The 23,044-nt window shown below is 43.0% G+C and carries 22 protein-coding genes and 1 tRNA gene; 12 read left to right on the top strand and 11 right to left on the bottom strand.

The features are described from left to right. Positions 1-11 precede the first annotated feature (11 nt). Complete coding sequence (locus tag BFN00_RS11805; protein WP_071851847.1) at positions 12-2,048, top strand: NADPH-dependent 2,4-dienoyl-CoA reductase; 2,037 nt, start codon at positions 12-14, stop codon at positions 2,046-2,048. 87 nt (positions 2,049-2,135) lie between these two features. After that, positions 2,136-2,225: transfer RNA gene (locus BFN00_RS11810), tRNA-Ser, on the top strand. A gap of 129 nt (positions 2,226-2,354) precedes the next feature. Here BFN00_RS11810 and BFN00_RS11815 read toward each other — a convergent pair. The 3 genes from BFN00_RS11815 to BFN00_RS11825 form a co-directional block, all read right to left on the bottom strand. Then, positions 2,355-3,326 carry a methyltransferase gene (locus tag BFN00_RS11815; protein WP_071851849.1) on the bottom strand — a complete coding sequence of 324 codons (972 nt, stop codon included), beginning with the start codon at positions 3,324-3,326 and terminating at the stop codon, positions 2,355-2,357. Positions 3,327-3,661: 335 nt separating this feature from the next. Next, positions 3,662-4,360: a pirin family protein gene (locus tag BFN00_RS11820; protein WP_071851857.1), complete on the bottom strand. Its 699-nt coding sequence runs from the start codon at positions 4,358-4,360 to the stop codon at positions 3,662-3,664. Positions 4,361-4,540: 180 nt separating this feature from the next. Then, complete coding sequence (locus BFN00_RS11825; protein ID WP_044110271.1) at positions 4,541-5,764, bottom strand: L,D-transpeptidase family protein; 1,224 nt, start codon at positions 5,762-5,764, stop codon at positions 4,541-4,543. Between the two features lie 205 nt (positions 5,765-5,969). Between BFN00_RS11825 and hemE the strand changes: the two genes are divergently transcribed. From hemE to BFN00_RS11850, 5 genes are all read left to right on the top strand, one after another. Further along, positions 5,970-7,040, top strand: a complete 1,071-nt coding sequence (hemE, locus tag BFN00_RS11830) for a uroporphyrinogen decarboxylase (RefSeq protein WP_071851859.1) — start codon at positions 5,970-5,972, stop codon at positions 7,038-7,040. A 10-nt stretch (positions 7,041-7,050) separates the two neighbouring features. Further along, a complete protein-coding gene (locus tag BFN00_RS11835; RefSeq protein ID WP_004646389.1) occupies positions 7,051-7,854 on the top strand; it encodes a DUF817 family protein in 804 nt (267 codons plus the stop codon). Positions 7,855-7,997: 143 nt separating this feature from the next. Next, on the top strand, positions 7,998-8,468 hold the full coding sequence (locus BFN00_RS11840) for a DUF3015 family protein (RefSeq protein WP_004279577.1): 471 nt from the start codon (positions 7,998-8,000) through the stop codon (positions 8,466-8,468). A 77-nt stretch (positions 8,469-8,545) separates the two neighbouring features. Beyond that, positions 8,546-10,432 carry an Lnb N-terminal periplasmic domain-containing protein gene (locus BFN00_RS11845; RefSeq protein ID WP_071851861.1) on the top strand — a complete coding sequence of 629 codons (1,887 nt, stop codon included), beginning with the start codon at positions 8,546-8,548 and terminating at the stop codon, positions 10,430-10,432. 198 nt (positions 10,433-10,630) lie between these two features. After that, entirely contained in the window at positions 10,631-12,028 is a 1,398-nt protein-coding gene (locus BFN00_RS11850; RefSeq protein ID WP_071851863.1) for a diguanylate cyclase, read from the top strand. A gap of 11 nt (positions 12,029-12,039) precedes the next feature. On the opposite strand, the gene BFN00_RS11855 is transcribed toward BFN00_RS11850, so the two are convergent. The 7 genes from BFN00_RS11855 to BFN00_RS11885 form a co-directional block, all read right to left on the bottom strand. After that, a complete protein-coding gene (locus BFN00_RS11855) occupies positions 12,040-12,600 on the bottom strand; it encodes a DUF4385 domain-containing protein (protein WP_071851865.1) in 561 nt (186 codons plus the stop codon). Positions 12,601-12,715: 115 nt separating this feature from the next. After that, positions 12,716-13,150: a hypothetical protein gene (locus tag BFN00_RS11860; RefSeq protein ID WP_004646396.1), complete on the bottom strand. Its 435-nt coding sequence runs from the start codon at positions 13,148-13,150 to the stop codon at positions 12,716-12,718. A gap of 323 nt (positions 13,151-13,473) precedes the next feature. After that, positions 13,474-14,022 (bottom strand): GTP cyclohydrolase I FolE, encoded by a 549-nt coding sequence (gene folE / locus BFN00_RS11865; RefSeq protein ID WP_004730181.1) that lies wholly within the window; start codon positions 14,020-14,022, stop codon positions 13,474-13,476. A 93-nt stretch (positions 14,023-14,115) separates the two neighbouring features. Then, positions 14,116-14,799 (bottom strand): Smr/MutS family protein, encoded by a 684-nt coding sequence (locus BFN00_RS11870; protein WP_071851867.1) that lies wholly within the window; start codon positions 14,797-14,799, stop codon positions 14,116-14,118. A gap of 197 nt (positions 14,800-14,996) precedes the next feature. Then, on the bottom strand, positions 14,997-15,803 hold the full coding sequence (trpC, locus tag BFN00_RS11875) for an indole-3-glycerol phosphate synthase TrpC (protein WP_071851869.1): 807 nt from the start codon (positions 15,801-15,803) through the stop codon (positions 14,997-14,999). Positions 15,804-15,823: 20 nt separating this feature from the next. Beyond that, the gene (trpD, locus tag BFN00_RS11880; RefSeq protein WP_004279589.1) at positions 15,824-16,870 is read right to left on the bottom strand and encodes an anthranilate phosphoribosyltransferase; all 1,047 of its coding nucleotides are present in this window, start codon (positions 16,868-16,870) and stop codon (positions 15,824-15,826) included. A 9-nt stretch (positions 16,871-16,879) separates the two neighbouring features. Then, positions 16,880-17,464: an anthranilate synthase component II gene (locus tag BFN00_RS11885; RefSeq protein ID WP_071851871.1), complete on the bottom strand. Its 585-nt coding sequence runs from the start codon at positions 17,462-17,464 to the stop codon at positions 16,880-16,882. An 813-nt stretch (positions 17,465-18,277) separates the two neighbouring features. On the opposite strand from BFN00_RS11885, the gene glnA reads away from it, so the two are divergent. From glnA to BFN00_RS11910, 5 genes are all read left to right on the top strand, one after another. After that, on the top strand, positions 18,278-19,693 hold the full coding sequence (gene glnA, locus BFN00_RS11890) for a type I glutamate--ammonia ligase (RefSeq protein WP_004279641.1): 1,416 nt from the start codon (positions 18,278-18,280) through the stop codon (positions 19,691-19,693). A gap of 90 nt (positions 19,694-19,783) precedes the next feature. Further along, positions 19,784-20,059 (top strand): hypothetical protein, encoded by a 276-nt coding sequence (locus BFN00_RS11895; RefSeq protein ID WP_004279642.1) that lies wholly within the window; start codon positions 19,784-19,786, stop codon positions 20,057-20,059. Positions 20,060-20,061: 2 nt separating this feature from the next. Further along, positions 20,062-20,568 (top strand): chorismate--pyruvate lyase family protein, encoded by a 507-nt coding sequence (locus tag BFN00_RS11900; protein ID WP_071851873.1) that lies wholly within the window; start codon positions 20,062-20,064, stop codon positions 20,566-20,568. A 5-nt stretch (positions 20,569-20,573) separates the two neighbouring features. Continuing rightward, complete coding sequence (ubiA, locus tag BFN00_RS11905; RefSeq protein WP_005107417.1) at positions 20,574-21,452, top strand: 4-hydroxybenzoate octaprenyltransferase; 879 nt, start codon at positions 20,574-20,576, stop codon at positions 21,450-21,452. Positions 21,453-21,588: 136 nt separating this feature from the next. Continuing rightward, complete coding sequence (locus BFN00_RS11910) at positions 21,589-21,852, top strand: hypothetical protein (protein ID WP_005107416.1); 264 nt, start codon at positions 21,589-21,591, stop codon at positions 21,850-21,852. Between the two features lie 184 nt (positions 21,853-22,036). Here the strand turns inward: BFN00_RS11910 and BFN00_RS11915 are convergent, their stop codons facing one another. After that, positions 22,037-23,026: a diaminopimelate dehydrogenase gene (locus tag BFN00_RS11915; RefSeq protein WP_004279649.1), complete on the bottom strand. Its 990-nt coding sequence runs from the start codon at positions 23,024-23,026 to the stop codon at positions 22,037-22,039. Positions 23,027-23,044: the final 18 nt, after the last annotated feature.

Raw genomic sequence — 23,044 nt, forward strand, 5'->3', positions numbered from 1 at the left:
AGGGATTTGTTATGACCACGACGCACTATGCCAACATTTTAAAGCCACTGCATTTGGGTTTTACCACCATTAAAAACCGGGTGGTGATGGGGTCGATGCATACTGGTCTGGAAGACCGCTTCTATAACTATCCTAAACTGGCAGCGTATTTTGGTGAACGTGCAAAGGGTGGCGTAGGTCTGCTGATTACGGGTGGAATATCGCCAAACCGTCAGGGCTGGTTGTTGCCGGCAGGCGGTACCATGAATACCTTGGGGGATATTGCGCCGCATCGTCTGGTGACACATGCAGTGCATAAGCATGGTGCTAAAATTCTTTTACAAATTCTGCATGCTGGACGCTATGGCTATCAGCCTTTTGTGGTTTCGGCCAGCCCGATCAAATCACCGATTTCTCCTTTTAAACCGCGTGAAATGTCAGATAAACAGATTCTGAATACCATTCAGGATTATGTGAAAACTGCCAGTATTGCCAAAAAAGCCGGCTATGATGGCGTGGAAATTATGGGTTCGGAAGGCTATTTACTGAATCAGTTTTTAAGCCGTCATGTCAATCAGCGTAACGACCGTTGGGGTGGCCCGATCGAAAACCGGATGCGTTTTGCCGTAGAAATTGTCAAAGCCATTCGCGAGGAAATTGGCGAAAAATTTATTATCTGTTTCCGTTTGTCGCTTCTCGATTTGGTACATGATGGCAATACCATGCAGGAAGTCATTACCGTAGCTAAAGCTTTGGAAAAGGCAGGAATTACTTTGCTCAATACCGGGATTGGCTGGCATGAAGCACGTATTCCCACCATTGTGACTTCTGTACCGCGTGCTGCTTTTGTCGATTACACGGCTGAAGTTAAGAAACATGTTTCGGTGCCGGTGATTGCATCCAACCGGATCAATATGCCAGACACTGCCGAAGCAATTCTGGCTTCTGGTCAGGCAGATATGGTGCAGATGGCACGTCCACTTTTGGCAGATGCGTTCTGGGTCAATAAAACTGCAACCAATCGTGTTGATGAAATCAATACCTGTATTGCCTGTAATCAGGCTTGTCTGGATCATACCTTTAAAAACCAGCGCGCAACCTGTCTGGTCAATCCGCGTGCCGCTTATGAAACCGAACTGGTCTATGTCAAAACCAAGAAACCGAAAAGCATTGCGGTCATTGGTGGTGGCGTGGCAGGTTTGTCTGCTGCTACAGTCGCAGCCAGCCGCGGGCATGATGTCACTCTATTTGAAGCCAGTCATGAGGTCGGTGGGCAGTTCAATCTGGCTAGAGTCATTCCGGGGAAAGAGGAATTTCACGAAACGATTCGTTATTTTAAAGTCCAGCTGGAAAAAACCGGCGTTGATCTGCGTCTCAATACCCGAGTCAATCGCGAGCAATTAGAACGTGAGGGTTTTGATGAGGTGATTGTGGCTACAGGGGTTGTGCCGCGTGCCTTGAATATCGAAGGCAGTCAGGCACCACAAGTATTATCTTATGCAGAAGTGCTACGTGGCGCACCTGTCGGTGATCGTGTTGCGGTCATTGGCGCAGGCGGGATCGGTTTTGATGTGTCCGAGTTTTTATTAAAGCCACCGCATCAAATACAGCCGCAACCTGTGGATGAGTGGAAGCGTGAATGGGGTGTAGATTCTCATCCAGATTATGTGACTGAAGGCGGGTTACAGCGTGCTGAAGTAGAACCTCCGGTACGGGAAATTTATCTATTACAACGTAAAAAAACACCACTTGGCGCAGGACTAGGCAAGACTTCAGGCTGGGTACATCGTGCCCAGTTAAAAAAACATGCCGTGCGTATGTTGCGCGGTGTGCAATATAAATCTGTTACCGATGAAGGCTTATGGATTGAGGTAGATGGCCATGCTCAATTATTGCGTGTGGATACCATTGTGGTATGTGCAGGTCAGGAATCGGTAAAAGACCTGATGCCGAGTGCTGGGGAAAATACCTTGGCGCAGTATCATATTATTGGCGGTGCAAAACTGGCTGCTGAACTCGATGCCAAGCGCGCCATTCGTGAGGGAGCGGAATTAGCAGCAAAACTGTAAGGATTTGATGAAACTATATGCAGTTGATTGCATTCACTGTAATTTTCACTTGTCAGCCGGACAAAAGCTCCGTATTATTGCGCCCATGGAAGCGTGGCAGAGCGGTTTAATGCACCGGTCTTGAAAACCGACGAGGGTGTGAGTCCTCCGTGAGTTCGAATCTCACCGCTTCCGCCAAATTTTAAAAACCCCAGTCGAAAGATTGGGGTTTTTTATTGCTTATGATTTTAATAAAGCGATTTAAAATAAGCTGATAGCGAACAAAGTCAAAATTTTAAAATTCCATAATTGATAAATAGATATTCTTTAATTGCCTACTTCAATCTTGATTAATGCCAACGCAATTCTTTCCACATGTCGATAAGCCGGCTGTTCCAGTTCTTCACCAAAAATATCCGGGTCAATTTCCTCATAAGACCAAGTTATATTGTGATGCTGTTTCATCAAATTTTTAAGATGCTGCAAAAACAGATTGCCATGTTCAGTCACGGTCACACCGGTATATAGAAATAAATGTCCGCCAGAATTCAGGCGCTGTAGACCTTCTTTTATAATCCTGAATGATAAATCACAGCCATCCAGCGCATTACCGCCATGACGATATTGACGTTGTTCGGGATCAATTAAATACGGTGGATTAGCAAAAATCAGATCAAATTTTCCATCAAGATTGGAAAATAAATTACTTTGAACCGGATGAATATGGTTTAAGCCGGCAAAACTGATATTAATCTGGCTATAGAGCAAGGCTTTGGGATTCAGGTCTGCAACCATCATTTCATTCACATCTGGAAAATGTCTGGCAATGCTGATCGCGGCTGCTGAAGTGCCACAACACATTTCCACGACCCGTTTAAAAGGGCGAGGCTGAGCAGCTAGATATTGCTTGAGATGATAGATAAAGCGATACGTATCCGGACCGAAAAATACCGCATCTTGCTGAGTGGTTGGAAAAGCTGAATGAATAAAGAGTTCGCCATCGAGTGAAGAAACCCGAACCTGACTCAAGTATTGATCTTCCTGAACCTGTAGAAGCTGATGTTCTTGCAATAATGTAAAAAGGGCAGAATCAAGATCAGTTTTTTTAAAGTTTAGATTCCAGCCAAAGATATCCTGATGGGTTCTGTGCTTATAAATTTCATTCTTTTTTCGATTCAGAATTCGCTGGTGGGAAAGCGGTGTAATGGTCGTAAACTGATAATCTTGTTGTTTTAAAAAGGCTAATAAATAAAGCAAAGCTTGCTGCGGGCTGCTTTGAATCTCTAAAATTTGGTTCATACGGATATGCTCTTCTATTTATTTAACCTACATGAAAAGGTCAATTCACTTTATGGCTGCAAAAGACAATATCAAACCAGTCGTGAATGATCAAAGCTATACAGCACTGGATTCCATGGAAAGGGATCAGTTTATATTCACCTAAATAATGCATTGCTTAGGTAAAAATGTGATGAGAATTGGTTGGATTTGTATAGGTCGTAGGCATAATTTTATTGGTTAAGCAGCCTTATTATGATTTTGCGAACTATTATTTTTTATTCATGATTATACGTATAAAAAATGGCTATTAATCACTGGGATCAATAGCCATTAGAGCTGAGAGCTTTAAAAGCTTAGTTGGGTACTTCCGGCAAATCAAACCAGATCACTTGCGTATCTTCGCTTGCTTTAATTTCTGTATCATCTAGAAAAGCAATTGCGCCGCCAGCTTCAACTGTATGTTCAGCGATCTGGACAGTGCCAGAAACAACATGTACATAATTAATATGCTGGGTCGCTTTCACTTCCAGACTTTGGCCTTGCTGAATCACCGCAGTTTTGACTTCGGCATTCTGACGAATATGCATCGGTGCATTGTCATTCGGACCACAAATCAAATGCCACTGGTTCGGTTGCTCATGCGGGTCAAGACGGATTTGCTGATAGTTCGGCTTGGCATCACGTTCATTTGGAATAATCCAGATTTGCAGTAAATGGACTTGTTCGTCGCCTTGGTTCATTTCACTGTGCCGCACACCTGTTCCTGCACTCATCAGTTGCCATTCACCCGCAGCGATTCCGCCATGATTGCCCATGCTGTCCTGATGGGTAATGGTTCCTTTCAGCACACAGGTCAGGATTTCCATATTGTCATGTGGATGCGTTCCAAAACCCTGATGTCCATCAATCAGGTCATCATTAATGACACGTAAAGCGCTGACACCCATATACTTTGGGTTATACCAGTTACCAAATGAGAAACTGTGTTTAGACTCCAGCCAGCCCATTTTTACATGACCACGATTTTCGCTAGGATGTAGAAAAGCATTCATGATTTTATCTCGACATTATTTTTAACTTGAGATCATCATACTGTCGTTTTATAACTGAAAAAATCTCAAATAGGCGACAGATCATTGCATTTTTGCAACGAAAGAGCTGAAAGTAAACATAAGGAATAAAAAAGCCCGCTCAAAAGCAGGCTATTTTTATTCAAATCGGCAGACCGATCATCATTCTAAGAAACGAACCGTTACCCCAGATTTGACTTTACGGCCAAGATCATTGGCATCCCAGTTAGTCAAACGAATACAACCATGTGACGCTGTTTTCGAAATGGTAGACGGGTTTGGTGTTCCGTGAATACCAAATGATTTCTTGCTTAAACCAATCCAGATATTCCCGACAGGACCGTTAGGACCCGGTGGTAAAGATAGTGGTTTTAAGTTTTTACCTTGTACAAAGTTAGACGGTGAATAGCTGTACCAAGGGTTTGGTGCAACACCTGTTACTTTATAGGTTCCGGTCGGAGATGGTGTATCCGCACTACCAATGGTGGCAGGGAATGACGCGATCATTTGATTTTTACTGTTAAATAAGTACAGTTGTTTCGCACCTTTATGTGCAACAATCAAGTGAATACCTTCAGGCAAGTCATTACGTACATTACTGACCAGTAATTTTTCCCCAACTTTATTAAAGTTAGCATTTGGATTGAGTTTCTTTAAGAAATTCTCATCCATATGGAATTTTTCGCTCAACATTTCACTGACACGTGTGTAGTACAAGCCTTTCATTTTCGCCTGTAACGCATAATCTGAAGGAATAGACTTGGCAAATGGGCCTGCCAGATCTTTTTCAGTAATGGTGTATTCAACAAAGGCTGGCTTAGAACCCTGACGTGCAACTAGTTTATCCCAGGTTTCCTGAGTCAAAACACCTGTCGGTTTAATGCCATTCATTTGCTGGAAAGATGCAATGGCTTTTAGTGTATTTTTACCGCTGGTTCCGTCAATCGCCCCCGGTGATGCATGGGCATTATTCAGCATGACATGTGCACGTGCGTAAACTGGGAATTGACCTGCACCGATATTTTCATACCACTGGGCATTATTTAAGCCGTCTAAAGTCCACGAAGCTTTGGTCGCTGCAGAGTTAGTCGGTGCTTTGGTATTTGGTGCTGCGCCAATAGAAGCAGTCTGATCTTCGGTATCCTGTAGCTCATTCAGCGCTTCAGATGCCTGTTTTAAGTCTTGTTGTTCTTGTGCGGTAATTTGCGCTTCTGCAGGTGCTGCTTGGGCCGCTGAAGCTTCAGTTGCTAATGGATCAATCGGATCTTGCACTGCAACATCAGTCACCACTTGGGGTTTTAATGGTTGTTCAGCAGTAGACGCGGCAAAAACTTGACCTGCGAAAATGCAACCTAGACTCACAGCGAGCATTGTGCGAACGAACATGTAACTCAACCTTAAGAATTATTTCTTTAACTATGTGAAAAAACACTATAAGTATTACAGAAAAAATGTGGAGATGCAGTAGTTGTTTTGTGTAAATCACTAGGTTGCCGTTCAATCCGATCGGTTTTTAAAGTTGTCAGAAGTTATTAAAACTGCGGCCTTTTTGCTATGATGTTGGCAATGTCAAAGAAAGATGGGAATGTGAATGACGACCTTAAAAAATGATCGTTTTCTGCGCGCATTGTTGCGTGAGCCTGTAGATGCTACGCCAGTATGGATGATGCGTCAGGCTGGCCGTTATTTGCCTGAGTACCGCGAAACGCGTACCAAGGCAGGAGATTTCCTTTCGCTTTGCAAGAATACTGAACTGGCCTGTGAAGTAACTTTGCAGCCTTTACGCCGTTATGATCTTGATGCCGCGATTTTATTCTCGGATATCTTGACGGTTCCGGATGCTTTGGGACTGGGGCTGTATTTTGAAGCCGGTGAAGGCCCGAAATTTCACAAGACCATCCGTACCGAACAGGATGTCGCCAATCTGCCTGCATTTAATGCCAAGTCGGATCTGGATTATGTGATGAATGCCGTTTCGACCATTCGTTCAGCCTTGGGCGGTCACGTTCCTCTGATTGGTTTCTCGGGCAGTCCATGGACTCTGGCAACGTATATGGTCGAAGGCGGTTCAAGCAAGGATTTCCGTTTTACCAAACAGATGATGTATGCGCAGCCTGAAGTTTTGCATGCTTTGCTGGATCGTCTGGCTGATGCAGTGACTGAATATTTGAATGCGCAGATCGATGCGGGTGCACAAGCGGTACAGATCTTTGATAGTTGGGGTGGGGCATTAGCACATCGTGAATATATCGAGTTCTCGCTGAACTATATGCAGAAGATTGTCGCTGGTTTGCAACGTGAGAAAGACGGCCGCAAGATTCCGGTAATTCTGTTTACCAAAGGTGGCGGTCAATGGTTGGAACCGATGATTACGACAGGCGCAGATGCATTTGGTCTGGACTGGACCATGCCATTGAATGTCGCTCGTCAAACGGTTGCTGGTCGTGCAGCACTTCAGGGTAACCTGGATCCTGCAACTTTATATGGTTCATCAGACACCATCATTAAAGCGACAAAAGCCATGCTGGATGATGCCTATGCCAATGGCGAGAAAACCGGTTATGTTGCCAATTTAGGTCATGGTATTACCCAGTGGGTTGATCCGGCGAATCCAAAAGCATTTATTGATACCGTACATGAGTATAGTGCCAAATATCTTTAGGATGTAAACCTTGATCGATCTATTCAAATCAGGGTTTGAATTTACTTATAAGGCAGCTTCGGCTGCCTTATTTGGGATTTTACTCCTGCTCGCTTTTGCGCTGACTGCTTCTATGGGCAGCGATCTCTTCTTTGGTTTTTACCGGTATGACTATCTGCTTTTTTTTGCTTTGCTGATTCAGGTGATATTGCTCTATACCAAACTGGAATCCTGGGCTGAAGCCAAAGTGATTGCGTTATTTCATCTCATGGCCATGGTGATGGAAATCTTCCTGACCCATCCGGCAATTGCTTCCTGGCATTACCCTCAACCCGCAATATTTAAAATCCTGACCGTGCCTTTATTTGCCGGTTTTATGTATTCTGCAGTCGGCAGTTTTTTTGCGCGCTCTTTACGTCTATATCAGGTTTCATTTGAAAAATTGCCGCGTTTTAGCCATATGCTGACATTGGCTGTCTTGTCTTATATCAACTTTATGAGCAAGTTTTTTATTCCCGATTATCGGGTGATTTTATTTGTCTGGAGCGTGCTGATGTTCTGGAAAACCAGAATTCGCTTTCAGCTGAATCGGCATACTTTTCAGTTGCCGATGTTACCCGTACTGCTGATTCTGGCGTTTATTATCTGGATTGCCGAGAACATCAGTACCTTTTACCAGATCTGGCTCTATCCAAGCCAGATTGAGCAATGGCATATGGTGGGATGGGGCAAACTGGGCTCCTGGTATTTGTTGTTATTGCTGAGTCTGGTGTTAGTACTGAAAATCTTGGGACAGCGTAATTCACAAGGCGATTGGGCGCTCAAGGAACAGTAAAATCAATCAGGTTATGTTTATGTAAAGCATACATTTTTTCAATTGCGCCAAACTTGACTTGTCGCTACTCTGCTGAGTATGTAATTTAAATTACATTATTAGAGTAATAACAAAGATTGCATGAGAATAATTGGAGAATAACTATGTTGAAAAAAATTATGCTGGCGGCGGTATTGGCGACTGGTTCAAGCATGGCGATGGCTGACCGAGATGTCGGTTGTGGTATCGGAAGCCAGGTGTGGGCGGGTCAGTCTGGTATTATTCCTAAACTCTTTGCAGGTACGACCAACGTTCTGTTCACGAATCAGTGGCTCGGGATCACTTTTGGTACTTTAGGTTGTAGCCAGGGCGGTACCGTAACCGCTCAAGTGGTGACCTTTACCAATGAAAACGCTGAAGCATTGGCGCGTGATATGGCAGTTGGAGAGGGTGAAAGCCTGAATGTTCTGGCTGAACTTTTGAATATTAAATCTGAAGATAAAGCTCGTTTCTTTAGCGTTTCCAAGCAGAATTTCTCTGAAATTTATTCCGAAGAAAACCAGAATACATTACAAGTTTTAAGCACCTTACAAACTGTGATGGCCAAAGATGAAGTATTGAAATCCTACATCTGATCCGCACCCTAAAAACCCTGCTGTTCTAGCAGGGTTTTCTTATGACTAAAAGAAATTGATGAGAATAAGTTAACTGAATGAAATATGCGTTCTTCATGTTGGGCCTGACATTCAGCCCTTTAAGTTTTTCTAGCGAAATTAATCCAGACATCCAGCATTATATCGCTCAGGCCGAAACTCAGCATCTGGATCAGAGCACTACCTGGCAACGTCTCATGTATGCCAATCCCCAAGGTCATAGCGAGGTTAACTATTCGGGCTATTTCCTGGCAGAGCAGGGAAAAACTGATCTAAAAAAAGAAATGCAGCATAACATTCAGGCTTTATTCCTGAGCGCAGAGCCGAATCAGTCCGTCCGCTGTAAGTTTCCTGCACGCAGCAGCTGGTTAATGCAGCAATTGAATATTTCCGAGCAACAATTGCCTGCGGTCAGTTGCCCGGATTTGGATAAATGGATTGGCGAGGTCAAGCCTTATCAGGCAACCCTGATCTATGCCACGGATTTTATGGGTAATCCCAGCTCGATGTTTGGTCATACCTTGTTGCGTCTGGACCCTAAAGACCAGCAACAACTCAATCTGATTTCTTATGCGGTCAACTATGCTGCGACGGTCGATGGCAATGACAACTGGTCCTTTGCCTGGAAAGGGCTGACTGGACAATATCCGGGTGAATATTCACTGATGCCGTATTACCGCAAGGTCAAAGAGTATGGTGACTTTGAAAGCCGGGATTTGTGGGAATATGAATTAAACTTAAGTCCGCAAGAAACCAGGTTTTTGGTACAGCATCTCTGGGAAATGCAAAATGTAAGTTTCCCTTATTATTTTATCAGTGATAATTGCGCTTATCGCCTACTGGGACTGTTTGATCTGGTACGTCCCGAGCTAAATCTACAGAAACAGTTTAATTCGACTGCGATTCCGATTGAAACACTAAAAGTAGTAGAACAGCAGGGCTTGATCAAACAGAAAGTTTACCGTCCGGCGCTTGAAACTCAATTGCTGGCACAGTCCAGACAGCATGGCAAAGCGCTGGCAAAAACTGCGCATCAGCTGGCTTATGCAGAAACAGGTGCAATGCCTTCAATCTTGCAGCCCTATCCGGCAGAAGATCAGGCCAAAATTCTGGAAATGGCCTATGATCATTTATATCTGGACTTTCTCCGACAAACAGTCGATAAATCATTTTCCCAGCCACGTTTCCGCAAGTTACTGGGTTTAAGAAGCCAGCTGGATATCGAGAAACAGCGTAAAGCGCCGGAACGTCCAAAAACAGATCCAGTACAAAGCCATCATGCACGAAATATCAGTCTTCAGGCCGGACAGGTTCAGGGTGAATCCTTTGTCCAGCTTGGCCATCGGCAGGCCTATCATGATCTCATCGACCCGCAAGGTGGTTTTCGAACCGGAACACAATTGTTGTTTCTAGATGGGGCTTTGCAATATCGTGACAGTGAGCTCAAGCTGGAACATCTGGATCTATTTACTGTCAATTCCTATAACCCGGTCAATCCGTTTAATACGCCATTATCCTGGGGTTTTAATCTGGGCTGGAAACAGGAGGCACTGGATGCGCATGGCCAGTTTAGTGAAGATGAACAGCATGGCGTCGCCAGCTTAAAAACTCAGGGTGGTTATAGCTGGGCAAATGCCAGCCGTGAACATCTATGTTATGCGCAAATGCAAACTCAGCTACAGGCAGGCAAGGCACTGGATCAAGGCTGGCGCGTAGGTGCTGGCCCTACTGTGGGGTGCCAGAATATCTGGAGCGATCAGATTAACAGTCTGGTGCAGGTGGAACTGCCTTATTGGGAAGATTCGCATCGCTGGCAGCTGAAACTGAATACTGAACTCCAATATGCATTCAATCCACAACATGCACTTCGGCTGTCTTGGGAATATCAGCAACAGCAGTCCAAAGACTGGGATCAATGGAGTCTTGGTTTGATCCGGTATTTTTAAGATTGAGTTAAAACTGATTAACACTATTCATAAAGTGCTGTGTATCCATGAGGCTGCTGTTCGGTTTTCCCTTGTATAAAAAAATTGGCTAGGTTGGGTACAAATAATCTGGTCGATATTTTAGGAAAAATACCTGATATTTGTTATATTTGTCACATAATGTGAGTGCGAATTGCAAGGTTTTGGGGAACACACAGTATGAATAATGAATGCATGGCAAGACTGGCCGAGCAATGGGAACAGATCTGTCAAAATTATTCATCTGATGACTTATTGCATGCCTTTCACTTTATTCAAGATCACTCCCTGATTCTGGTGGAAGAATTCTATAAAAACATGCTCCTTGAAAAGGAATCTGCAGAATTCTTTTCTGATGACTTGATTCAACAGCGCTTGCGCGACACTTTAAATGCTTGGCTACTTGAAAGCTTTAGTGTGGGAATTAATAAACGCTATGCCGATGCCGTGCAGAAACAGGCGATGGTGGGGCATGTGCATGCGCGTGTCGGAATTCCGTCTTGGCTGATCATGCGCGGTGTGCGTGAAATTGAGCGTAAAATGTTTGAACTGCTGGATGAGAATCCTCACCACAGTATGTTGACCACCTGCAGTTATATTGTCCAGATCATGGGATTTGCCACAGAAGTCATGTGCCGATCTTATGAAGCTAAAACAGCCATGAATCAGGAAATTAAACACAGTTATCGTGTTTTTTCAGCAATGCAGGATGTGGCCGTACAAAAAGATAAACAGCGCAGTTCATTGCTAGACTGGGAAAATGAGCTCATGTTCAAGGTCTTTTCTGAGCATGAAAAATTGAATCATCCGATGTTGTCCAAGTCGGAGTTTGGTTTATGGTTTATTCATAAAGCCTCTTATGCTTTTACCGGCTCTGATCAGGTCGATTTAATCATTGAGCGAATTTATCAAGTCGATGAACTTAATCAAGATATTATGGACTGTACGGACAAAAACAATATGCTGGGACTGATCCAACGAATCCGTGACTTGAACCGTGAGATTCAGTTGTTAGTAGATCAGTTATTTCAGGTGGCCGAATATATTGAATCAGGTAATGATTCATTGACCCAGTTATTGAATCGTCGTTATTTGAATACCATTATTTCACGTGAAATCACTTTTTCCCGTAAGAATCATACGCCTTTGTCTTTACTTGCCATTGATGCTGATTATTTCAAAAGTATTAATGACAAATTTGGACATGCAGCAGGTGATCTGGCCTTGAAATTTCTGGCCGAAGCATTGCAAAAATACAGTCAGGGCAGTGATTATGCTTTCCGGGTCGGCGGTGAAGAGTTTTTGCTATTACTGGTGGATACTGATGAGAAACGTGCCCTGAATATTGCCGAAAGTATTCGTAAATATATTGAAAATGGCATGATTAATTCGGCACAAGGCCAGCAGTTTAAATTTACGGTCAGTATTGGTTGTGTGCTTTATGATGGACATCCGGATTATCAGCGCTTCCTGAATGCGGCAGATTCTGCCTTGTATATGGCGAAGAACAACGGGCGTAACAGAGTTTATATGGCTCATCAGTCCTTGAACCCTGTCGCACAGCCACTCTCAGTTTAAATGAAAGGTTTTTAGCCAGTTGCAGACTGCTGCTCTATAAATTCCTGAAATTTCTGTTTTTGCTGAAGATATTCGGGATGATTTTTAGCTTTATCCCATTTCTGTTTAAAAATTTTGGCAGCAGCGGCTTTAACAGGATCTTCCTGATTGCGGGGCAGCTCGGAACGGCCATGCGCGCCACTTAAACCTTTTTTGTCTTCCGGAACCGGACCGTCGTATTTTTTGCCACCTTTATGGTTGGCATAACGCCGGGCACGGGTAAAACCCATCTGTAAAAACTTGCGTGCCATGTCCGCACCAATAAAATCTTCTTGTTTTAAATAGTCTAGAAAAAGCTGATAGATTTTCTCGCTACTGGCTTGGGCTTTTGCTTCATCTGCAAAGCGCCAGTGTGGCAGGATTTCCGATTTATAAGGCTCAACCAGTAATACACCTTGTTCACCACGGCCAATCCGGTAGAGCTCGGGTCGTTTACGAAAATTAATCTTTGCAAAGTCCAGAGAATAATCAAAACTATTCGAAACTACACGTGACGGACGTTTTGGTGGGGTTACTTTGGCAGATGACTTCATATTCGGCCTTTTCTGAAATTTAAAATGACTCAATATTTCAGCTAATACAAATTATAAAAACGAAAGGACAAGATACAGAAAAGCCCCTGTCTTCTAGAGCTAGGGGCTTTTCATTTTACTTCGATTTTTTCGAACTGGTCTTCGAGGTTTTAGCCTTGGTTGACTTGCTCTTAGAAGAGCTGCTCGACTGCTTTTTAGCAGGTGCCGATTTTTTTGAAGAAGACTTTTTCACTTTAGTGTCGTCTTTACTCTTGTTGCTGCTTTTTGCTTTAGCCGGTTTTTTCGCGGAAGAAGTCTTTTGGTCTTTCGCTTTATCACTGGCTTTTGAGCTCGAATTTTTCTTTGCCTTTACTTTTTCATCTTTGCTGGCATTGTCTTTCTTAGAAGATGCCGCTTTAGATTTACTGCTCGCCGCTTTTTTAGTGACTTTGCGATCACTGTCTTTGTCACTACTCTTATTCGACTTTTTCAGTTTCTCATCTTGGGTCTTTTTAGCAGTTTTTGCTGATTTTTTGCTGTCTTTCGCCTGGTTATTTTTACTATTCGCCATGGTTACTTTCCTTATCATTAAAAATCAATCAGAAAGATATAAAGCGCTTTGCTGTATATCAACTTTAAATTACTTTAAGGGGAGACCGGTGAGATTAAAACTTTATCGTGTATCCAAGTGTAGGCTTGTTGCAAACACAAGCAGGAATTGTTTGAGTTCTAGACTGAAACATAGCAAGTTTTGGGACAGGTCTTTAAACCCTGTTACCAGGTGTTATTTATAGCAAGTGAGCTTTTGAATTAAGTATTGATATCCTCTTCCTTTAAAAGCAAAAAACCCCGAATGATCGAGGCTTTGAGTAACTTATTTTTAAGCTTTAATAATTAATAGCTTTCTGGAACCGCACTTAAAAATTCACGACGTGTTTCTTTGTCGGTTTTAAAATCACCAATAAATGATACCGTACGTGTGGTTGATTCCTGCTTGCCTACACCGCGCATCATCATGCACATGTGCGCAGAATCAATCATTACTGCAACACCGCGTGCTTTGGTGACTTCAGCCACTGCTTCTGCAATTTGCTGAGTCAGATTTTCCTGAATTTGTAAACGGCGTGCAAACATTTCAGTAATGCGGGCAAATTTAGACAGGCCTAAAACATGACCTTCAGGCAAATAGGCGATATGAACGCGGCCATAAAATGGCAATAAGTGATGCTCACATAACGAATAAAATTCGATATTTTTGACCAGTACCATTTCACGGTTATCGGAAGGGAAGACTGCCTTGTTGGTCACTTCTTCAAGTGTCTGGCTATAACCCGAGGTTAAATATGAAAATGCTTTCGCAGCGCGCACAGGCGTATCTTTGAGACCAGGGCGATTTAGATCTTCGCCAACGGCAGTAAGAATGTTTGCGTAGGATTGCTGCATAGTCATATGACGTATTCACTTAAACTGAGAATGAACAAGGACGGCATTGTAGCAGAAAACTTTTACAATGCCTTGTTTTGAGGCTAAAACCGTTTACTGTTTGAACTTTGGATTCTTTTCTGCACGTTTGAGCAGAACCAATACCGCACCGGTACCACCTTGCTTTTCAGGTGCACTGACAAAAGCCAAAACATCGCGATGCTGACGCAGCCAGCCGTTGACATAGGTTTTTAAAATCGCTTCTGGACCTTTACCATGTACGATTTTAATCACGTTCTGGTTTTCATCTTTGGCGATCTGGATAATCTGCAGCACGGCTTGACGCGCTTCTTCCACGGTACAGCCATGCAGATCCACAGCTTCAAACCAGCGCAAGTTACCGGCTTTCAAGTCTTCAAACACTTTATGCTGCAAGGTGGCGATGCGATAGCTCAAGTTGGCCTGACTGCCGACAGGATTGAGCATGGCCTGAGTATCTGATAAAGCCATTGCCTCTGTTTCCAGCGGGCCAGTAGCCGCTGCACGCTTTGCCAAGATTTGTGCATCCGGCTTTTTCTTGCGTGGTTTGTCCAGTTGAACCGTATTTCCCGATTCAATTTTTTGTACGCCCTGCATTTGCTTGCGGAATAATTTCAGTTCTTCTAACGCTTCTTGCTCGACAGTCTTTTCAACAGGTGCAGCAACGACCGCAGGCGTTTGCGGCTGTGTAATTTGCTTCTTAAAAGATTTCAGCAGGTTGTACTGATCTTTAGATAATGAAGAATCGTGTTTACTCATAATGTAAAAACAAGGGAGATGCGGAATTTACAAGAATTATAGTCTGAAAATAGACAAAGGAGAACTGAATTGCGTTCATGACATTGCTGAGGATTTTAAATACGCTCGAGAATCTATGATCTACTTTTCAATATTGAAAATAAAAAAGCCCAATCCTGAGATTGGGCTTTTTTAATGCTTAGGTGAGCATTTACATTTTAAACCGCTTCAGGCTCACCAAACAGATCGCGGAAAGCATGATCCGGACGTGGTTGTTTCATGAAGCTTTCGCCGACCAGAAAGGCGTGAATATCATTTTTCTGCATCATCGCAACATCCGCAGGTGTGGCAATACCACTTTCAGTCACCAGCAGGCGTGAAGGGTCCAGTAATTTTTTCAAACGTAATGATGTGTTTAAATCCACATCAAAGGTTTTTAAATTACGGTTATTTACACCGAGCAGACAACGATCAGAAAGTTTTAAAGCACGGGATAGTTCTTCTTCATCGTGAACTTCAACCAGTACATCCAGATGATGTTCAAATGCAGTTTTAGACATTTCTTCTAACTGCTGATCAGACAGGCAAGCCACAATTAGCAAGATACAGTCTGCATGCAGAGCACGTGCTTCGATAACTCCATAAGGATCGATCAGAAAGTCTTTGCGCAGTGCAGGCAGGTCGCAATGTGAACGGGCAATCTGAATGTTGTCATCATGTCCTTGGAAAAAGTCTACATCGGTCAGCACCGATAAACAGGCTGCGCCTGCCTCCTGATACTGTGCTGCAATTTCCGCAGGGTTAAAGTTCTCGCGAATAATGCCCTTAGATGGCGAAGCTTTCTTAATTTCAGCAATGACACCCGGACGTTTCGACACTAAAGACCGGGCAAAACCACGCACAGGTGATGCACCTTGTGCCAGTTCTTCCAGATCTTTATAGCTTTTCTGCTTTAAATGTAGGGCAAACTCTTCTTTTTTACGGTCAACAATCTTGCCTAAAATTGTGTTTGCGATATCCACCATGATCAAAATCCCTGACCGAATTAAGCTTCGTAATGTTTAATGGTTTTGGTAAATTCAGACAGCACACTCATTTTTTCAAGTGCCTGACCGCCGTAAATAATGTCATGTGCCAGCGCAACACCTTGCTTATAGCTGCTGGTTAAACCGGAGACATAAATACCCGCGCCGGCATTCAGCGCGATCATGTTCGCGGCTTTATCACCGATGTCTGATTTCTTCTTGCCCAGCGCATCTTTGATCAAAGCCAGACTTTGCGCAGAATCTTCCACAATCAGTCCGGTCAGGGTTTGCGACTCAATATCGACCGATTCAGGAATAATTTCCCATTCAGTGACTTCACCATTTTTCAGTTCAGCAACATGAGTTGAAGAGGCAATACTGATTTCATCCAGACCATCACGTGAATGTACTACCATCACATGTTCAGCACCGAGCTGTTTCATAACTTCGGCAATTGGACGGCAGAGTTCATTGGAAAATACGCCAATGACCAGACGTTGTACGCCAGCCGGATTGGTTAAAGGACCGAGCAGGTTGAAAATACTGCGAATCCCCAATTCTTTACGTGGGCCGATTGCATATTTCATGGCTTGATGATGATTCGGTGCAAACAGGAAGCCGACACCGACATCACGGATACAGCGTTCAGTCTGCTGCATATTCAGGTCCAGATTAATCCCGGCCTGTTCCAGCAAATCTGACGAACCTGATTTGGTCGAAACGCCGCGGTTACCATGTTTGGCAATGGTTGCGCCCGCTGCTGCGATCACGAATGCAGAGGCAGTAGAAACGTTAAACAGGTTTTGACCGTCACCGCCTGTGCCGACGATATCGACCAGATAAGGAATGTCACTGACATCAATTTTAGTGGCAAGTTCACGCATGACACGTGCAGCTGCGGTAATCTCATCAATGCTTTCGCCTTTAAGACGTAAGCCCATCAGCAGGGCACCAATCTGGGCATCGGTCGCTTCACCTGACATGATGGCACGCATCACGTCTTGCATTTGATCCTGAGTCAGGTGAATGTTTTTAGTAATATTGCTTAAAGCTTGTTGAATATTCATAAGGTGTTCTTAGGCATAAATTTCGAGAAAGTTTTTAAAGATTTGATGACCATGCTGGCTCAGAATCGATTCAGGATGGAACTGCACGCCTTCGACCGGCAATGTCTTATGTTTCACACCCATAATTTCTTCCATAGAGCCATCCGCTTCATTGGTCCAGCAGGTGACTTCCAGACATTCAGGCAAGGTAGCTTGATCAATCACCAGTGAATGATAGCGCGTTGCAGGAAATGGAGAAGGAAGATTGCTGAAAATCCCGGTATTACTGTGGTACATATCAGACAGACGGCCATGCATCACACGTTTGGCACGCACGATATCGCCGCCAAATGCCTGACCAATACTCTGGTGACCAAGACAAACGCCCAGTAAGGGAATTTTACCAGCAAAATGCTGAATTGCAGGAATAGAAATTCCTGCTTCACTTGGCGAGCACGGTCCAGGACCAATCACTAAATACTTGGGTTGCCATCGCTCTATATCTTCCAATGTCACGGCATCATTACGGACTACTTTTACTTCTTGATTCAGTTCGCCAAAATATTGGACGATGTTATAAGTAAAGGAGTCATAGTTGTCGATCATTAAAAGCATGAGCTTAACCTATTGAAATTAATGCACTTAACTGTGCTAAAGTTGTCCCGATCGTACTTTAATTCGCGCTTATTGCAAGCACTTGTGTAACACAACTAAATCATTGATTTCATTGTGTGAAAATAAAGCACGCTTCATCATAGCAAAAAATAGCCATATTCGGCGCAACAATTTCATCAAATTTGATGGCTTAAGAAGCCGATCTAAACAGAATGGAAATTATTGAATCATTATTTTAAGTAATAGACTTACCATTAGAAAGTTATAAGTATGATTAGTTTTAGAGTAGAACTTAAAAATTAAAAAGAAAGTTAAAAAAAGATTAAAATTTTTTGGTGAAAAAAACATCACTTGAATCAGACCGCGTGATATAAAATTTTATTTCAAAAGTATAGTTAAAGAAAATGCCTCAAAATAATCAGGTGATCCTAAGTCAATCCGGAAGTTTTCTTTACTGATATCTCATAAAAAATGCTTAATTCTTAGCTAAAACTAAATAAAAACTAAACAAAAGTTGAAAAAAGCAGCATATCCACTATAAAAAATTATGTTTCTAATACATTTTTATTCACCACTGCACTATTTAGGTGCGCTAAAAAATAAAGCTGAAATAAAATAAATGAAGAATGCTTGAATATAGTGCATTTAGTTTTGCAGCTAGTATAATAGCCGCAAAGTATTTTTATTAATTCATGAATTCTTATAAAGAATTCAAGATTTTATCTATACTTTTAAAAGTTGGTATGGTAATTGCTTAATAACTATCAACTGCTAACACGCACTTCACGGGTGCAACAAAAACATCGGAGCAAAATGAGCATGGCGAACAAGGTCCTTCAACTCATACAAGAAAGTGGCGCAAAATGGGTCGATTTTCGCTTTACTGATACCAAGGGTAAAGAGCAACACGTTACTTATCCAGCAGACAGTATTGATGAAGATACATTTGAAGACGGCAAAATGTTTGACGGTTCTTCAATTGCAGGTTGGAAAGGCATCGAAGCATCGGACATGATTTTACGTCCGGATGCGGCAACAGGTTTTATCGACCCGTTCTTTGCAGAGCCAACAGTTGTTGTAACTTGTGACGTAATCGAGCCATCAACTGGTCAAGGTTATGATCGTGACCCACGTTCGATTGCGCGCCGTGCAGAAGAATATTTGAAATCTACCGGTATCGGTGACACTGCATTCTTTGGTCCAGAACCAGAATTCTTCGTATTTGACGAAGTAAAATGGGAAATCGACATGTCTGGCGCGCGCCATACATTGATCGCTGAAGAAGCTGCTTGGTCAACTAACAAAGACTACGAAGGCGGTAACTCTGGTCACCGTCCACGCGTAAAAGGCGGTTACTTCCCAGTTCCTCCTGTAGATTCTTCACATGACATGCGTGCAGACATGTGTGCGCGTATCGAAGACATCATGGGTCCAGGTCGTGTAGAAGTACATCACCACGAAGTTGCTTCTTGCCAGTTAGAAATTGGTGTGAGCTTCAACACTATGGTGCGTAAAGCAGACGAAGTTCAACAGTTCAAATATGCGGTTTGGAACGTTGCGCATCAATATGCAAAAACAGCAACCTTTATGCCTAAACCAATGGTTGGCGATAACGGTTCTGGTATGCACGTGCATATGTCGATCTCTAAAGACGGCAAAAACCTGTTTGCTGGTGATGAATATGCAGGCCTTTCAGAAATGGCGTTGTACTTCATCGGTGGTGTAATTAAACATGCCCGTTCTTTGAATGCGATCACTAACCCTTCTACAAACTCGTATAAGCGTTTGGTTCCACATTTCGAAGCACCCATTATGCTTGCTTACTCAGCGCGTAACCGTTCTGCATCTATCCGTATTCCTTACGTGTCTAGCCCGAAAGGCAAGCGTATTGAAGCGCGTTTTCCAGATCCAATGATGAACCCGTACCTAGGTTTCGCGGCATTGTTGATGGCTGGTCTTGACGGTATTCAAAACAAGATCCACCCAGGTGAGGCTGCTGACAAGAACTTGTACGATCTTCCACCGGAAGAAGAAGCAAAAATCCCTACAGTGGCGCATAGCCTGGATATGGCGCTTGAAGCACTTCAAGCGGATCATGATTACCTGTTAAAAGGTGGCGTGTTCACGAAAGAAATGCTTGATGCTTATATCGAGCTTAAAACTGAAGAAGTTCGTCGTCTAAACACGACTACTCACCCAGTTGAATTTGATATGTACTACAGCTTGTAATTCATCACGAATTAAAGCGAAGAAAACCCGCGCATGTCGCGGGTTTTTTTGTATCATCTATTTATAATTTTAAATGATTGATGGGCTTAAATGGCACAACGTAAAAAGCACACCAGCTTTTATCCATGGATTGATCCAAAAGATCATAACAAAGGTTTTAAGTTGAACTTCTCTGAAGTGACTTATCTTGAAGTGGGGCGGACTCCCGAGGGTTATAAGCAGGCTCAATTTGTGGCGCTGAAAAATCCTGAAATAGCGCTGGATTATGCTTATCCAGAATCATTTTATTTGAGTGCTGAAGGTTTTATTTTAATTAAAACCCCACAAGGCAAATATGAAATCATTGCAAAAACAGATAACTGTTAACAATGAATAGTCGTTCTAGAAATCAAAATCAGCGTGTGTTGCTGTCAACTCTGCCTGTTGAGTTAAAACCGTGGCTGTATGCATCGGGTTCACTCACGCAACAACTGACCGATTTGGCGCAAGGACAATTCCATGTCGAGCCAATTCAAGAGCATTTTCAGCGTTTAGGCTTTGCCAATGCCAAATGGATGCAGATGTCACATCAGCATACTTCCTGGGTGCGTGAAAGTTATCTCTACGGCTCGGAACAGTCTCCTTGGGTGAAAGCCAAAAGCATCTTTCCGATTTTAAGCCTGCAAAAAAAAGCCCGAATTTTTCAGCATATTGGCACCAAACCGATTGGCTTGTTTCTGTTTCAGCGCACCAATCCACTCTGCCAGCGTCGGGTGGTACTTTTAGATGAGGGCTGGACCCGTCAGAGCTGCTATACTTGGCACGGCTGTAAATTTATCGTACAAGAAACATTTTTACCGGCATTTGAACACTTTATACAAAATTCACGGGCTTGATTTTTATGGCAACCGCACAAGCAATCACCTGGCGTGAGCGTCTTAGCGCCTATTATTATCTTTGTCGTTTTGATAAACCGATTGGCACTGAACTGGTCTTTTGGCCTACCATGTGGGCGCTGTGGATTGCCGCTCAGGGGATGCCACGTATTGAAATTTTAATTCCCATGATTTTGGGTGTGATTTTTATGCGGGCGGCAGGCTGTGCCATTAATGATTTTGCTGACCGTAAAGTCGATGCACATGTGGAGCGTACTAAAAACCGTCCGCTAGCGACTGGGATTATCAGTGCCAAAGAAGCTGTGATGGTATTTCTGGTTTTGGTGTCTGCCAGTGCCTGCCTACTATTTTTTCTGCCAATCGAAACTTTTTACTGGTCATTTGGGGCTTTATTTTTAGCGTTTATTTATCCTTTTATGAAGCGCTATACCCATTTACCTCAAGTCTTTTTGGGTGCAGCATTTTCCTGGTCGATTCCGATGGCTTATACCGCAGTTGGACAAACGCCGGATTTAACCTGCTGGCTTCTATATTTTGGTAATCTGGCCTGGACCGTAGCCTATGATACCCAATATGCAATTGCAGATCGTGAATACGATTTAAAGATTGGGGTGAAATCAACCGCGATCTTATTTGGTCGATATGATATTCAGATCATTAGCGCTTTGCAGGCCATTAGTATTCTTTTGATTGCTGTAGCACTTTGGCTAGAAAATTTACTGATTCCATTTGGTTTGGCTGCATTAATTGTTGTCGCTCTCGATTTTATTTACCAATGGTTTAAAACTCGAGATAAAAATCCACATTTGTGTTTCTGGGCGTTTAGGCATAACCGCTGGATTGGACTGATTATTTTTGCAGGAATACTACTGGCTTTGAGGTAGTGACTGTCTATCGACTGAGAAAAAAGCGTCCTATAAGGATGCTTTTGTTATTGCCTAATCTATAAGGCTTGAGCTATGACTTTATTTTGTTATATTGGGCAGTGTAATTAAATGACGAAATTAAAGCAGGTTTGTTATGTCCGAGCAGCCACAGCCCCGCAGTGTCAAAAAGCTATTGATCTTCGGTACGCTTGCACTTTGTATTCCGGTATTTTTAATTAGTATGGCATTTCTTGCAGTGAATAGTGATGCTAAAAATCAGGAAAAATACAAGCAGCAGCAGGCAGATATGATTGCGCGTATTGAAGCACGAGAAGCTGCGGAAAAGCTCAAAGCAGAGCAGGATGTTAAGGCAGATTCAACTCAAGCTGCGTCTGAAAGTAGTGCAACAGCACCTTAATCTATCTAGAATCCCTTTGCACTTGTCTAATACTGCAAATGTCTGTGTGGTAGATAGTTGCATGGGTTTCTGCAAACGATGATTTGACTGTAGATATTCGATACTTAGTAATTAGGCAAGCCGTATTCTAGAATGGAAAAATATAGCCACCCATCATCCGATCGGTGGCTATATTTAAATCATCTTAAAGCAATTCTTTGCGCAATTGTTCTGAAGATTTAATTGAAAGTAGGGCAGGTGCTACATCTAGGGCTGTTTTGGCACCATATTGCTGAGTTTGATTCAGACGGTAGCAGGCACGGGCATAAGCCACTAGAACACTTGCAGTAAACTCTGGATTGCTATTCAGCTTTAAAGAAAACTCAATCACCTGTTTTTGTGCATCACTGGTATTACCACTACGAATGACAAAACCGCCATGTGGCATATCTTGGTGATCTTTCAGTAAAGTTTCCTCACTGATAAAATTCACAGTCGTATTATAATCTGCAAAATAATCAGGCATGCTGACGATGGTTTGTTCAACTGTTGCTGCATCAGCTCCTTGTTCCAAGACCACATAACAGTCACGATGATGTTTATCTTTGGTGCTTAACTCAGGTCGTGCGCCACTGCGGACTTGTTCAATAGCATCAGTGGATGGAATGGTATATTGAACACCAGCTTTCACCCCAGGTACACGGCGGATCGCATCCGAATGGCCTTGGCTTAAGCCTTTACCCCAAAAAGTATAAGTTTCGCCATCTGGTAATAGCGCTTCACCAAATAAACGGTTAATCGAGAACATGCCAGGATCCCAGCCAATAGAAATCATGGCTGTTTTTTTGTTAGCAAGGGCGGGTGCATCGACTGCAGCATAGTATTCCGGAATACGTGCATGCGTATCAAAACTATCTACAGTATTGAATTTACTTGCAAAGATAGGCGCCTGTTGTGGCAAGTCATCTTTAGAGCCGCCACAAAGAATCAGCACATCAATTTTATCGCTAAACTCATTTAATAGTGCATCCATGCTATACACTTGAGTTTCTGCAAAGCAAGGAGAGACGCTGCTTGGTGAGCGGCGAGTAAAAATACCGACAAGCTGCATATCAGGATTTTTCTGGATGGCAGTTTCAACACCGCGGCCAAGATTACCGTAACCCGCGATACCAATACGAATAGAATTTTGCATAAATAAACGATCACTGAA

This window comes from Acinetobacter sp. AR2-3 (assembly GCF_001878775.1).
GTDB lineage: Bacteria > Pseudomonadota > Gammaproteobacteria > Pseudomonadales > Moraxellaceae > Acinetobacter > Acinetobacter lwoffii_D.